This is a genomic window from Streptomyces sp. NPDC051738 (assembly GCF_044453205.1).
GTDB lineage: Bacteria > Actinomycetota > Actinomycetes > Streptomycetales > Streptomycetaceae > Streptomyces.
The window spans coordinates 157,447-172,606 of the sequence record NZ_JBITCM010000019.1 but is presented as its reverse complement, the minus strand read 5'-3'; the positions used below and the strand labels follow the sequence as shown (position 1 = coordinate 172,606).

1 protein-coding gene is annotated in these 15,160 nt (G+C 74.4%); it reads left to right on the top strand.

Features of this window, described 5'->3' with window-relative positions; genetic code table 11:
• Window positions 1–46: 46 nt before the first annotated feature.
• Window positions 47–15,121: a type I polyketide synthase gene (locus ACIA8X_RS35705; protein WP_399460038.1), complete on the top strand. Its 15,075-nt coding sequence runs from the start codon at window positions 47–49 to the stop codon at window positions 15,119–15,121.
• Window positions 15,122–15,160 lie beyond the last annotated feature (39 nt).

Here is a 15,160-nt window from a genome sequence, read left to right as displayed (position 1 = left end):
GGTCGTATCTCCCCACCGGTCTCTCACCGAGGAAAGGGCATTGACCATGCCGGACGAAGCAAAACTCGTCGAGTACCTCAGGTACGTCACCGCTGACCTGCACGAGACCCGGCGGCGTCTCGACGAGGCCGAGTCGGGACGCCACGAGCCCGTCGCCGTGGTCGGCATGGCCTGTCGCTTCCCCGGCGGCGTCCGCACCCCCGAGCAGCTGTGGGAGCTGGTCGCCTCCGGCACCGACGCCATCTCCGCGTTCCCCGCCGGCCGCGGCTGGGACCTCCAGGGCCGCGGCGGCTTCCTCGACGACGTCGACGGCTTCGACGCGGGCTTCTTCGGTATCAGCCCGCGCGAGGCGCTCGCGATGGACCCGCAGCAGCGTCTGCTCCTCGAGACGTCGTGGGAGGCGTTCGAGCGCTCCGGTATCGCCCCGGCCTCGCTGCGCGGCAGCCAGACCGGCGTCTTCGTCGGCACCAACGGCCAGGACTACGTCCGTCTCGTGCACACCGCGAAGGAGGACCTGTCCGGACACGCCGGCACCGGCCTCGCCGCCAGCGTGATATCCGGCCGCGTCGCCTACGTCCTCGGCCTGGTCGGCCCGGCGGTCACCGTCGACACGGCGTGCTCGTCGTCGCTGGTGTCGTTGCACCTGGCGGCGCAGGCGCTGCGCAGCGGCGAGTGCTCCCTCGCGCTGGCCGGCGGTGTCACGGTGATGACGACCCCGGCCGCCTTCGCGGGCTTCGACGTCCAGGGCGGCCTCGCGGCCGACGGTCGTTGCAAGGCCTTCTCCGACGACGCCGACGGCACCACCTGGTCGGAGGGCATCGGCGTCGTCGTACTGGAGAAGCTCTCGGACGCCGTGCGCAACGGCCGCCGCATCCTCGCCGTCGTGCGTGGTTCCGCGGTCAACCAGGACGGTGCGTCCAACGGGTTGACGGCGCCGAACGGTCCGTCGCAGCAGCGGGTGATCCGGCAGGCGCTGGCGTCGGCGGGGCTGTCGGCCGCCGAGGTGGACGCGGTCGAGGCGCACGGCACGGGGACGCGGCTTGGCGACCCCATCGAGGCACAGGCCCTGCTCGCGACCTACGGTCAGGATCGTGAACGGCCGCTGCTGCTCGGCTCGGTGAAGTCCAACATCGGACACACCCAGGCCGCCGCAGGCGCCGCCGGACTCATCAAGGCCGTGATGTCCCTCCGGCACGGCGTCCTGCCGCCCACCCTGCACGTCGGCCGCCCCTCCGGCCACGTCGACTGGACCGAGGGCGCCGTCGAACTCCTCACCGCCGCCACCGACTGGCCCGACACCGGGCACCCGCGCCGCGTCGGCGTGTCGTCCTTCGGCATCAGCGGCACCAACGCCCACGTCATCGTCGAGCAGCACAGCCCGGCCGACACCGCGGAGGCGCCCCCGACGGCCACCCCCGGAGTCGTTGCCTGGCCCGTGTCCGCCCGCACCGAGGCCGCGCTGGACGATCAGCTCGACCGGATCCGCGCCCATGCCGAGGGCTGTCCGGCGGTGGACATCGGCTACTCCCTGGCCACCGCGCGCTCGGCCTTCGAGCACCGCGCGGTGCTGCTCGCCGCGGGGGAGCAGCCGGTCGAAGTGGCCCGGGGCGAGGCCCGGAACGGGCCGCTCGCCGTGCTGTTCTCCGGGCAGGGTGCCCAACGGCTGGGGATGGGGCGGGAGTTGTACGGCCGCTTCCCGGTGTTCGCGGGGGCCCTCGACGAGGTGCTGGCCGAACTGCCGCCCGGCATACGGGACGCGATGTGGGGCGCCGATCCTGCCGCGTTGGAGCGTACGGGTGTCGCGCAGCCGGCGTTGTTCGCGGTGGAGGTCGCCCTGTACCGGCTCGTCGAGTCGCTCGGCGTCACCCCCGACTACGTCGCCGGTCATTCGGTGGGTGAGATCGCGGCGGCGCATGTGGCTGGGGTGTTGTCGCTGCGGGATGCGTGTGTGCTGGTGTCGGCGCGGGCGCGGTTGATGGAGGCACTGCCCGCGGGTGGTGCGATGGTCGCGGTCGAGGCCTCCGAGGGCGACGTGCGTGAGCTGCTCGGTGCCGATGTGGCGCTCGCAGCCGTCAACGGGCCGCGTGCCGTGGTGCTTTCGGGCACTGAGGAGGGTGTGGAGCGGGTTCTGGCGGCGTTGGGTGAGCGCCGGCAGTCGCGGCTGTCGGTCAGTCACGCCTTCCACTCGCCGCTGATGGATCCGATGCTCGACGACTTCCGCGCCGCCCTGGCCGGGGTTGTCTTTGGCGAGCCCACCTTGCGGTTCGTCTCCCATCTGCCCGGCGGTGACGGACGATCCGTCGACCACTGGGTGCGGCACGTCCGGGAGACCGTCCGGTTCGCCGACGGCGTCCGTGCGCTTGCCGACGCGGGTGTGCGGCACTTCCTGGAGGTCGGCCCGGACGCCGTCCTCACGCCTCTGGTCGAGCATGCCGTTCCGCTGTTGCGGCGGGACCGCGACGACGAGACGGCGGCCGTGACGGCGCTGGCCCGGCTGTACGCCTCCGGCGTTCCGGTGGACTGGCCCGCGCTCTTCACGGGCACCGGCGCCCGCCGCGTCGACCTGCCGACCTACGCCTTCCAGCACGAGCGCTACTGGCCCGAGCCCGCTGACGCCGTACTCCCGTCCGGCGACGGCGACGGCGACGGCGTGGACGCCGACTTCTGGGCCGCCGTCGAACGCGAGGACCTGGCGGCGCTCGCCGCACGCCTGGACATCGGCACCGAGGCGCTCGGCGGCGTCGTCCCCGCGCTGTCCGCCTGGCGCAGCAAGCGCCGCGCCCGGTCGCTGTCCGACGCGCTGCGCTTCCGCGAGACCTGGCAGCCGCTGCCCACCACGCCCTCGGCAGGGCCGTCCGGCACCTGGCTGGTCGTCCTGCCCCTCGACGGGCCCGACACCGACGGCGCCTGGCTGGACGCGGTGACCGCCGCCCTCGGCCCCGACACCGTGTCCATCAGACTCGGCAAGCGGCCCGCGCGAGGCGAACTCGCCGAGGAGCTCTCCCGGCTCAGCGCCGACGGCACGCGTTTCACCGGCGTCCTCTCCCTGCTCGCGGGCACCGACGCCACCCGCTGGACCAGCGTCCCGGTCGGCCTCGTCGACACCGCCGTACTGCTGCAGGCCATGGACGACGCCGGGATCCGCACCCGGATCTGGGCCGCCACCCGTGGCGCGGTCGCCGTCTCGCCCGACGAGACCGTACGGCCACTCCAGGCCGCGCTGTGGGGTCTGGGCCGGGTCGCGGCGTTGGAGTACCCCGACCGGTGGGGTGGCCTGATCGACCTGCCCGGGGAACCGGACGAGGCCGCACTGCGCGGACTCGTTGCTGTCCTCGCCGCTTCTGGCGAGGAGGACGAGGTCGCGGTACGGGGCGCCGGAGTCTTCGGGCGTCGCCTTCTCGCGGCGCCGGGTGCGGAGCAGGCCCCGGTGTGGGAGCCGTCCGGCACGGTTCTGATCACGGGTGGCACGGGTGCGCTCGGCGCTCACGTGGCCCGGTGGGCGGCGCGGCACGGGGCCGAGCACCTGCTGCTGCTCAGCCGGCGGGGCCGACAGGCGCCCGGCGCGGAGGAGTTGGAGGCCGAGCTGACCGCGCTGGGCGCGCGGGTGACGATCGCCGCGTGCGACACGGCGATCCGCGCCGAGCTCTCGGCGGCGCTGGAGGCGATCCCCGCCGACGTGCCGCTGACCGCGGTGGTGCACGCGGCCGGCGTCCTGGACGACGCGGTGCTCAACGGCCTCACCCCGCAGCGCTTCGGCGCCGTGTTCCGCGCCAAGGTCAGCCCCGCGTTGCTGCTGGACGAGCTGACGCGGGAGCATGGTCTGTCGGCGTTCGTGCTGTTCTCGTCGGTGGCCGGTGCGGTCGGCAATCCGGGGCAGGGCAACTACGCCGCCGCGAACACGGTGCTGGACGCGCTGGCGCAACGGCGGCGGGCCGAAGGACTGCCCGCCACCTCCGTCGCCTGGGGTGCCTGGGACGGCGGCGGCATGGCCGCCGGGATGACCGAGGCGCTGCGCGAGACCGGCACCACCGCCCTCGAACCCGGGCTCGCCCTCGGCGTGCTCGCCGAACTCGCCGTCGACACCGCACCCGTGACGGTCGTCGCCGACCTCCAGCAGCGGGACACCCTGCGGATGCTGTTCAGCATCCGGCCCTGCGCCGCCCTCAGCGCCCTGCCCGCCGCCGCGGAGGCCCGCACCGAGGCCCGCAGTCTCCGCGACGACACCCGCTCCGCCGCCTCCGTCCTGCGCCGCAAGGTGTACGCCGCCCCCGAGGACGAGCGTGTCCCGCTCCTCCTCGATCTGGTCCGCACGCACGCCGCCGGCGTCCTCGGCCACGCCGCAGCGGAGTCCGTGGACGCCGAACGCGCCTTCCACGACATCGGGTTCGACTCCCTGACCTCGATGGAGCTGCGCAACCAGCTGGCCCGCGCCACCGGTCTCGCCCTCCCCGCCAGCCTGCTGTTCGACTTCACCCGGCCCCGCACCCTCGCCGAGCACCTCGTCGCCGAACTCCTCGGCAGCCAGGACGAGTCGGACGGCCCGCTGCCCGCCGCCGAGCCCGCCGACACCGCCGAGGACCCGGTCGTCGTGGTCGGCATGGCCTGTCGCTTCCCCGGCGGCGTCCAGACCCCCGAGCAGCTGTGGGAGCTGGTCGCCTCCGGCACCGACGCCATCTCCGCGTTCCCCACCGACCGTGGCTGGGAGATCCAGGGCCAGGGCGGCTTCCTGCACGACGCCGCCGACTTCGACTCCGAGTTCTTCGGCATCAGCCCGCGCGAGGCCGTCGCGATGGATCCGCAGCAGCGGCTGCTCCTTGAGACCGGCTGGGAGGCGTTCGAACGGGCCGGTATCGCCCCGACCTCACTGCGCGGCAGCCGCACCGGCGTGTTCGTCGGCAGCAACGCCGTCGACTACCACCACCTCCTCGCCCGCGCCAAGGACATGGAGGGCCGCGGAGTCATGCTGGCGGCCAGCGTCATCTCCGGCCGACTCGCCTACGTCTTCGGCCTCGAAGGCCCGGCGGTCACCGTCGACACGGCGTGCTCGTCGTCGCTGGTGTCGCTGCATCTGGCGGCGCAGGCGCTGCGCAGCGGCGAGTGCTCCCTCGCGCTGGCCGGCGGTGTCACGGTGATGACCACCTCCGCGGCCTTCGCGGGCTTCCGCCACCACGGCGGTCTCGCCGAAGACGGTCGTTGCAAGGCCTTCTCCGACGACGCCGACGGCACCGGCTGGTCGGAGGGCGTCGGCGTGGTCGTACTCGAAAGGCTGTCGGACGCGGTGCGGCACGGACACCCGGTCCTCGCCGTCGTGCGTGGCTCCGCGGTCAACCAGGACGGTGCGTCCAACGGTTTGACGGCGCCGAACGGTCCGTCGCAGCAGCGGGTGATCCGGCAGGCGCTGGCGTCGGCGGGGCTGTCGGCCGCGGAGGTGGACGCGGTCGAGGCGCACGGTACCGGGACGCGGCTGGGTGACCCGATCGAGGCACAGGCGCTGCTGGCGACGTACGGTCAGGATCGTGAACGGCCGCTGCTGCTCGGCTCGGTGAAGTCCAACATCGGACACACCCAGGCCGCCGCAGGCGCCGCCGGACTCATCAAGACCGTCATGGCCCTGCGCCAGGGCGTCGTCCCCCGCACCCTGCACGCCGACGTGCCCTCGTCGCACGTCGACTGGTCCATGGGCGCCGTCGAGGTCGCCACCGCCAACACCGACTGGCCCGACACCGGGCACCCGCGCCGCGTCGGCGTCTCGTCCTTCGGCATCAGCGGCACCAACGCCCACGTCGTCCTCGAACAGGCCCCGGAGCCGGAGGCCGAGCAGCAGGAAACGACCGTCACGCCGCGCGTGGTGCCGTGGCCCGTCACCGCCACCGGCGAGGGCGCGCTGGACGCCCAGCTCGACCGGATCCGCGCCCACGCCGAGGGCCACCGGCCCGTGGACGTCGGCCACTCCCTGGCCGTCAGCCGCTCTGCCTTCCCTCACCGGGCCGTCCTGCTCGCCACCGCCGACGGACTCACCGAGGCCGCCCGATCCGTCGCCGAGCCCGGTCCCCTCGCCGTCCTGTTCTCCGGGCAGGGTGCCCAACGGCTGGGCATGGGCCGGGAGTTGTACGGACGCTTCCCGGTGTTCGCCGACGCGCTGGACGCCGTACTCGACGAACTCGGTCCCGGAGTACGGGAGGTGATGTGGGGCGATGATCCTGCCGCGTTGGAGCGTACGGGTGTCGCGCAGCCGGCGTTGTTCGCGGTGGAGGTCGCCCTGTACCGGCTCGTCGAGTCGCTCGGCGTCAGGCCCAAGTACGTCGCCGGTCATTCGGTGGGTGAGATTGCGGCGGCGCATGTGGCTGGGGTGTTGTCGCTGCGGGATGCGTGTGTGCTGGTGTCGGCGCGGGCGCGGTTGATGGAGGCGCTGCCCGCGGGTGGTGCGATGGTCGCGGTGGAGGCGGCCGAGGACGAGGTACTGCCGTATCTGACGGATGATGTGGACCTCGCAGCCGTCAACGGGCCGCGTGCCGTGGTGCTTTCGGGCACAGAGGAGGGTGTCGAGCGGGTTCTGGCGGCTTTGGGTGAGCGGCGGCAGTCGCGGCTGTCGGTCAGTCACGCCTTCCACTCGCCGCTGATGGATCCGATGCTGGACGACTTCCGCGCCGCCCTGGCCGGGGTTGCCTTCGGCGAGCCCACCTTGCGGTTCGTCTCCAATCTGCCCGGCGGTGACGGACGATCCGTCGACCACTGGGTGCGGCATGTCCGGGAGACCGTCCGGTTCGTCGACGGTCTGGGGGTCCTTGTCGACGCGGGTGTGCGGCACTTCCTGGAGGTCGGTCCGGACGCCGTCCTCACGCCTCTGGTCGAGCATGCCGTGCCGCTGCTGCGGCGGGACCGTGACGAGGAGACGGCCGCCCTGACGGCACTCGCCCGGCTGTACGCCTCCGGCGTTCCGGTGGACTGGCCCGCGCTCTTCACGGGCACCGGCGCCCGCCGCGTCGACCTGCCGACCTACCCCTTCCAGCGCGCCAGGTACTGGCCCGAGGCCGCCGAGCCGACACCGCAGGGCTCCGGCGTGGACGCCGAGTTCTGGGCGGCCGTGGAGCGTGCGGACATTCAGGCCCTCGCCGGACGGCTCGACGTGGCGCCGGACGCGCTCGACGCGATCGTTCCCGCGCTGTCCTCGTGGCGTAGCCGCAGCCGGGTGCGGACGACTGTCGACTCCTGGCGCCACCGCGAGACCTGGCAGCCGCTGACCGGCACGGCCACGGGCCGTCGCGACGGCACCTGGCTCGCGATCCTTCCCGCGCAGGGGACCGTCGCGCCCTGGGCCCACGCCGTCATCGACGCGCTCGGACCGGACACCGCGACGCTCGTCGTGGACACCGCCGATCGTGCCGAACTCACAAAGCGACTGCGGCAGTTCACGGAACCCGACGATGCGGACGTCACGCGGATCGTGTCCCTGCTGGCCGCCGACACCACCACGCTTTCCGGCGAGGTCCCCGCCGGGGCGCCTGCGACGGCTTTGCTCCTGCAGGCCCTGGACGACGCCGGACTCACCGCACCCGTGTGGGCGGTGACCAGCGGCGCCGTCGGCACCGGGCCCGGGGACGGTCCTGTCGATCCCGCGCAGGCCGCGCTGTGGGGTCTGGGCCGGGTGGCGTCGCTGGAGTACCCCGACCGCTGGGGTGGCCTGATCGACCTGGCCGGGGAGCCGGACGAGGCCGCACTGCGTCGGTTCGGCGCCGTCCTCACCGCTCCCGGTGACGAGGACGAGCTCGCCGTGCGGGGCGCCGGTGCCTTCGGTCGTCGTTTCGTGCCGGTGCCGGGTGTGGAGCAGGCGCCGGTGTGGGAGCCGTCCGGGACGGTGTTGATCACGGGCGGTACGGGTGCCCTGGGTGGTTATGTAGCCCGATGGGCCGCGCGGCAGGGGGCCGAGCATCTGCTGCTGCTCGGCCGACGGGGACGACAGGCGCCGGGCGCTGAGGAGTTGGAGGCCGAACTGGCCGGACTCGGTGCGCGGGTGACCATCGCCGCTTGTGACACGGCCGACCGCTCCCAGCTCTCGGCGGCGCTGGAGGCGATCCCGGCCGACGTGCCGCTAACCGCCGTAGTGCATGCCGCCGGTGTGCTCGACGACGCCGTGCTGGACGGGCTGACGCCTGACAAGTTCACGGAGGTCTTCCGCGCGAAGGTCCAATCCGCGTTGCTCCTGGACGAGTTGACGCGGGAGCACGGTCTGTCGGCGTTCGTGCTGTTCTCTTCGGTGGCCGGTGCGGTCGGCAATCCGGGGCAGGGCAACTACGCCGCCGCGAACACGGTGCTGGACGCGCTGGCGCAGCGGCGGCGGGCCGAAGGACTGCCCGCCACCTCCGTCGCCTGGGGTGCCTGGGACGGCGGCGGCATGGCCGCCGGGCTCCAGGACACCGAGCGGGCCTCCGGGGCCACGCTGCTTGACCCCGCCGCTGCCCTTACCGCGCTCGCCGAACTCGTCGCCGAACCGCACCCCGTCACGGTGATCGCCGACCTCCAGCACCCGCCGTTCCTCCAGGCGCTGTTCAGCCTCCGTCCCTCGCCCGCCCTGGCCGCGCTCCCCGCCGGCCAGGAGGCCCTGCGCACCGCCCGCACCTCCCGCTCCGCCGGTGCGGAGGCCCGCCGTGCGCTCCGGGACCGGGTGCACGCGACGACCCCCGGGGAGCGGCTGCCGTTGCTGCTCGACCTGGTGCGCACCCAGGCCGCCGCCGTCCTCGCCCACCCCGACCCCGCCGCGATCCGGCCCGACAAGCCCTTCCAGGACCTCGGCTTCGACTCGCTGACCTCGATGGAAATGCGCACCCGGCTGGCCCGCGTCACCGGCCTGCCGCTCCCGGCCGGCCTGCTCTTCGACCACCCGCGCCCCCGGACGCTCGCCGAGCATCTCCTCGACACGCTGCTCGGCGAACCGTCCCAGGAGCCGGCACCGCTGCCCGTCGCCCGGGCCGTCACCGACGAACCCCTCGCGATCGTCGGGATGGCCTGTCGCTTCCCCGGTGACGTGCGGTCCCCGGAGGACCTGTGGGAACTGGTCGTCGGCGGCCGGGACGCCGTCGGACCGTTTCCGACCGACCGGGGCTGGGACCTCGATGTCCTGGCCGGCTCGGGCCGCGGGCACAGCGCCACCACCGAGGGCGGATTCCTGCGCGACGTCGCCGACTTCGACCCCGAGTTCTTCGGCATCAGCCCGCGTGAGGCCCTGGCCATGGACCCGCAGCAGCGCGTCCTGCTGGAGACCACCTGGGAGGCCTTCGAACGGGCCGGCATCGACCCGCACACCCTGCGCGGCAGCCGCACCGGCGTCTTCGTCGGCACCAACGGCCAGGACTACGCCGAACTCGTCGCCCGGTCCGCCGAGAACATGGAGACCCACCTGGGCACCGGCCTCGCGGCCAGCGTCATGTCCGGCCGGATCGCCTACGTGTTCGGCCTGGAGGGCCCGGCGGCCACCATCGACACCGCCTGCTCCTCCTCCCTGGTCTCCCTCCATCTGGCCGCCCAGGCGCTGCGCGGCGGCGAGTGCGAACTCGCCCTCGCCGGCGGTGTCACCGTGATGACGAGCTCCTCCAGCTTCTCCGGCTTCACCGCCATGGGAGGTCTGTCCGGCGACGGCCGCTGCAAGGCGTTCTCCGACGCCGCCGACGGCACCGGCTGGTCCGAGGGAGCCGGCGTCCTGGTCGTCGAGCGGCTGTCCGACGCCGAACGCCACGGCCATCGCGTCCTCGCCGTGGTGCGCGGCTCCGCCGTCAACCAGGACGGCGCCTCTAACGGGCTCAGCGCCCCCAACGGCCCCTCCCAGCAGCGCGTCATCCGGCAGGCCCTCGCCACCGCCGGACTCACGCCCGCGGACATCGACGCCGTCGAGGCCCACGGCACCGGCACCACGCTCGGCGACCCCATCGAGGCCGAGGCCCTGATGGCGGTGTTCGGCAGCCCCGAACGCGCCCGGCCGCTGCTGCTCGGCTCGGTGAAGTCCAACATCGGCCACACCCAGGCCGCCGCCGGAGTCGCCGGCGTCATCAAGACCGTCATGGCGCTGCGCCACGGCACCCTGCCGCCCACCCTGCATGTCGAGACGCCGTCGTCGCACGTCGACTGGTCGACCGGCCCGGTGGCCCTGCTGGAGCGGGCCGTCCCCTGGCCGGACACGGGGCGGCCGCGACGGGCCGGCGTGTCCTCGTTCGGCATCAGCGGCACCAACGCGCACGTCGTCCTCGAACAGGCCGACCACATGGCTCCAACGACGGGCGACGCGGCCCTCGCCGCCCCAACCGAAGCGGACCCCGTCGTTTCAAGGACGGACGATGCGGCCCTCGCCGCGCCGACCACGCCGGCCGACCGGCCGCTGCCCTTCGTGCTGTCCGCCCGGACGCCCGGCGCGTTGCGCGGCCAGGCCGCCGCCCTCGTCGCCGACCTCACCCACGACCCCGCCGACATCGCGTACTCCCTCGTCACCACCCGGGCCGCCTTCGTGCACCGCGCGGTCGTCGTCGGTACCGGGCGGGACGAGCTGCTCGCCGGGCTCGACGCGCTCGCCGCGGGGGACACGGTGGCCGCCGGTGTGGTGCGCGGCACCGCCGACGGTGAGGGCCGTACCGTCCTCGTCTTCCCCGGGCAGGGCGCCCAGTGGGCCGGCATGGGGGCCCTGCTGCTGGAGGAGTCCCCGGTGTTCGCCGCGCGGATCGCCGAATGCGCCGCCGCCCTCGCCGAGTTCACCGACTGGTCCCTCGTCGACGTCCTGCGCGGCGCCGACGGCGCCCCCGCGCTGGACCGCGTGGACGTGGTGCAGCCCGCCACCTGGGCGGTCATGGTCGCGCTCGCCGCGGTCTGGGAGGCGCACGGCGTCACCCCGGACGCGGTCCTCGGACACTCCCAGGGCGAGATCGCCGCGGCCGTCGTCGCCGGGGCCCTGTCCCTGACCGACGGCGCCCGCGTCGTGGCCTTGCGCAGCCGGGCCATCGCCCGCCGGCTCGCCGGACGCGGCGGCATGGTCGCGGTCCCGCTGCCCGCCGCCGACGTCGAGCCGCGCCTCGCCGAGTGGGACGGGCGGCTGTCCCTGGCCGCGGTCAACGCCCCCGACGCCGTCGTCGTCAGCGGCGACGCCGAGTCGCTCGACGAGTTCTTCGGCCGGCTCACCGCCGACGGCGTCCGTGTCAAGCGCATCGCCGTCGACTACGCCTCGCACTCCGACCATGTGGCGGATCTGCACGCCGACCTGCTCACCGACCTCGCGTCCGTCACCCCGCGTGCCCCGCGGATCCCGCTGCTGTCCACGGTCACCGGCGAACGCCTCGACACCGCCGCGACGGACGCCGAGTACTGGTACCGCAACCTGCGCCGGACCGTGCGGTTCGCCGACGCGGTGCGCGCGCTGCTCGACCAGGGCTGCAGGCGGTTCGTCGAGTGCTCACCGCATCCCGTGCTCACCGGTGCCGTCCAGTCGTGCGCCGAGTCGGCCGGCGCCCGCGCCGTCGCCGTCGGCACGCTGCGGCGCGGCGAGGACGGCACGGAGCGGCTGCTCACCTCCCTCGCCGAGGCCTTCGTCCGCGGCGTCCCCGTGGACTGGGCGGCCACGGGCGGCTTCGGCCGGGCCAAGGTCGTCGACCTGCCCACGTACGCCTTCCAGCGGCAGCGGTTCTGGCCCACCACAGCGGCCGTGACCACGGACGTGTCGGGCGCCGGCCTCGACGCCACCGGGCACCCGCTGCTCGGCGCCGCCGTCACCGTCGCCGACTCCGGCGACCTGGTCCTCACCGGCACCCTGTCCCTGTCCGCACAGCCCTGGCTCGGACAGCACCGGGTGTCCGGCGCCGTGTTCTTCCCCGGCACCGGATTCCTCGAACTCGCCGTCCGGGCCGGAGACGCCGCCGACTGCGGCCGGGTCGACGAACTCACCATCGCCGCCCCGCTCGTCCTGCCCGAACGTGGCGCCGTCCAGGTGCAGGTCCGGGTCGACGCGGCCGACGACGAGGGCAGGCGCGGCATACGGTTCCACTCCCGGCCGGCCGGCGGCGACGCACCCTGGCAGCTGCACGCCACCGGCGTCCTCTCCCGCGAGCCGGTGACCCCGGCCCTCCTCGACACCACCGAGTGGCCGCCCGCCGGCGCCACCGAGGTCGACGTGACCGACATCTACCAGCGCTACGCCCGCGCCGGCCTCGACTACGGGCCCGCCTTCCAAGGGCTGCGCGGCGTATGGCGGCTCGACGACGACGCGTACGCCGAAGTCGTCCTGCCCGAACCGGCCGGCGGCACCCAGGGCCTCGGGCTGCACCCGGCGCTCCTGGACGCCGTCCTGCACGCCGGTGTCCACGCGGGCGAGGAGAACCATGAGCGGACACTGCCGTTCAGCTGGCAGGACGTCACCCTGCACGCGTCCGGCGCCGGCGTGCTGCGCGCCCGCATCGTCCGCACCGGACCCGACACCCTCGCCATCACCGCGACGGACGTCGAGGGCGACCCCGTCGTCACCGTCGGCACCCTCACCCTGCGCGCCGGCACCGACCGGCCCGCCGCCACCCCGGCCGACGACCCGCGCGAGTCCCTGCTGCACCTGGCGTGGGAGCCCGCGCCGGCCGACCTGACCGCACCAGTGGGCGCCCGCTGGGCCGTCGTCGGCGACGACGGCCACGGCCTCGGCCAGGCGCTGGCCCTGGCGGGGGAGAGCGTGGTCGCCTACGCCGAGACCTTCGCCGCCGCGATCGGCGAGGACGGCGACAACGGGCCCGTCCCGCACGGCTTCCTCGTCTCCGTCACCGGCGGCGAAGCACCCGATGCGGTACACGACACCGTCTCCCGGGTACTGACGCTGCTCCAGGAGTGGCTCGCCGACGAGCGGCTCGACCGCTCGCGGCTCCTGCTCGTAACCCGTGGCGCCGTCGCCCCCGACGGGGGTGACCTGACCGACCCGGCCGCCGCCGCCGTGTGGGGCCTCGTCCGCTCCGCCCAGTCGGAGAACCCGGGCCGCTTCGTCCTGGTCGACCTCGACGAGGCGGACACCTCCGCCACGGCCCTGCCCGCGCTGCTCGTGGCCGAGGAGGAACAGTGGGCGGTCCGCGGGGGCCGGCCGCGGGTGCCCAGGCTCGCCCGGGCCGATGCGGCCGACCGGACCGGCGGTGTCGCGGACTGGAACCCGGACGGCACCGTCCTCATCACCGGCGGCACCGGCGGCCTCGGCGGCGAACTCGCCCGGCACCTCGTCACCCGGCACGGCGTACGCCATCTGCTGCTGGCGTCCCGTGGCGGCGAGGCCGCGCCCGGCGCCGACGCGCTGTGCGCCGAACTCACCGCCGCCGGTGCCTCGGTGACCGTCGCCGCCTGCGACGTCGCCGACGCGGGCGCCGTGGACGCGCTGCTCGCCGCAGTGTCCGCGGAGCACCCGCTGACCGCCGTCGTGCACACCGCCGGTGCCCTCGACGACGGCGTGCTGCCCGCGCTCACCCCCGAGCGGGTCTCCGCCGTCCTGCGCCCCAAGGCCGACGGCGCCTGGCAGCTGCACCGGGCCACCCGCGAGATGGACCTCGCCGCGTTCGTCCTGTACTCCTCGGTCTCCGGCGTCCTCGGCAGTCAGGCCCAGGCCGGCTACTCCGCCGCCAACGCCTACCTCGACGCCCTCGCCGTCCGCCGCCGGGCACAGGGGCTGCCCGCCACCTCCCTGTCCTGGGGGTTCTGGGCCCGCCGCACCGGCATGACCGCGGGGCTGACCGAGACCGACGTACAGCGCATGGAACGCTCCGGGACACCGCCGCTCGGCCTCGAACTCGGGCTCGCCCTCTTCGACGCGGCACTCGCCCGCGACGACGCCCACCTGGTGCCGCTGCGGATCGACCGGACCCACGCCGGCGGCGACGTACCGCCCCTGCTGCGCGGCCTGTTGCGGGGCACCCGGCGCACCGCCGCCACCGCGACGCGGTCCTTCGCCACGCTCCGCGACCGGCTCGCCGGGCTCGACGCCGCCGGTCAGCACAAGGCGCTGACCGACCTCATCGTGGAGACCTCCGCGGTGCTGCTGGGCCGACGCGAGGACGGGCCCCTGGACCCGGACCGCGAGTTCCTCACCCTCGGCTTCGACTCGCTCATCGCCCTGGAGCTGCGCAACCAGCTCGGCGAGGCCCTCGGGCTGCGGGTGCCGACGTCCGCCGTCTTCGACCACCGCACCCCCGCCCGGCTCGCCCAATGGCTCCGGGGCCAGCTGGCCGCCCTCGGCAACCGCGCGGCCACCGGCCCCGGCACGCTCACCGCGAACGCCCGCGAGAGCGCCCCCGACTCGGTGGTCAACCTGTTCTTCGACACCGTCAGGAACGGCAAGACCCTCGAGGCGATGCGGCTGCTGATGGCGGTCGCCGCGACCCGCCCCCAGGTCGAGCTCACGGCCGAGGTACCGGAACTGCCGCAGCCCGTCACGCTCGCCGAGGGACCCGCGCTACCCCGGCTGATCTGCGTCAGCGCGCCCGGCGCCACCGGCGGTGTGCACCAGTACGCCCGCATGGCCGCCCCGTTCCGAGGCGGCCGGCACGTCAGCGCGCTGCCCCTGCTGGGCTTCGCCGAGGGAGAGGCACTGCCCGCCGACAGCGAGGTCGCGGTACGGCTCATCGCCGAGAGCGCCCTGCTGGCCAGCGAGGGCGAGCCGTTCGTCCTCGTCGGCTACTCCATGGGCGGCACCTTCGCCTACCGCGCGGCGGGCGTACTGGAGGAGACCTGGGGCATCCGGCCCGAGGGCCTGATCCTGCTCGACACGCTCAGTCTGGAGTACAAGGCGGGGGAGGGCGTCGACTGGGACCTCTTCCACGAGAACTACCTCGCCGACATGGACAAGCCCGCCGTGAAGCTCGACAGCGCCCGCCTTTCGGCGATGGCCCAGTGGTTCCTGCGGATGACCACCGGCGGCGCGGAACGCTACAAGACCGGCGTGCCGAGCCTGCTGATCCGCTGCACGACCTCCATGCCCGCGGTCGAGCGCGGCGACGAGGCCCCGCCCGTGCCCGCCCACACCACCCGCATGATCGACGCCACCCACCAGAGCCTCATCGCCGAGCGGTCCCACGAGACCGCCCGGCTCATGGAGGAGTGGCTGCGGACCCTGGAGTCCGAGGGGCACTGACCCGAACCCCGCCCCGGCGGGGCAGGGTTCGGGTCAGGT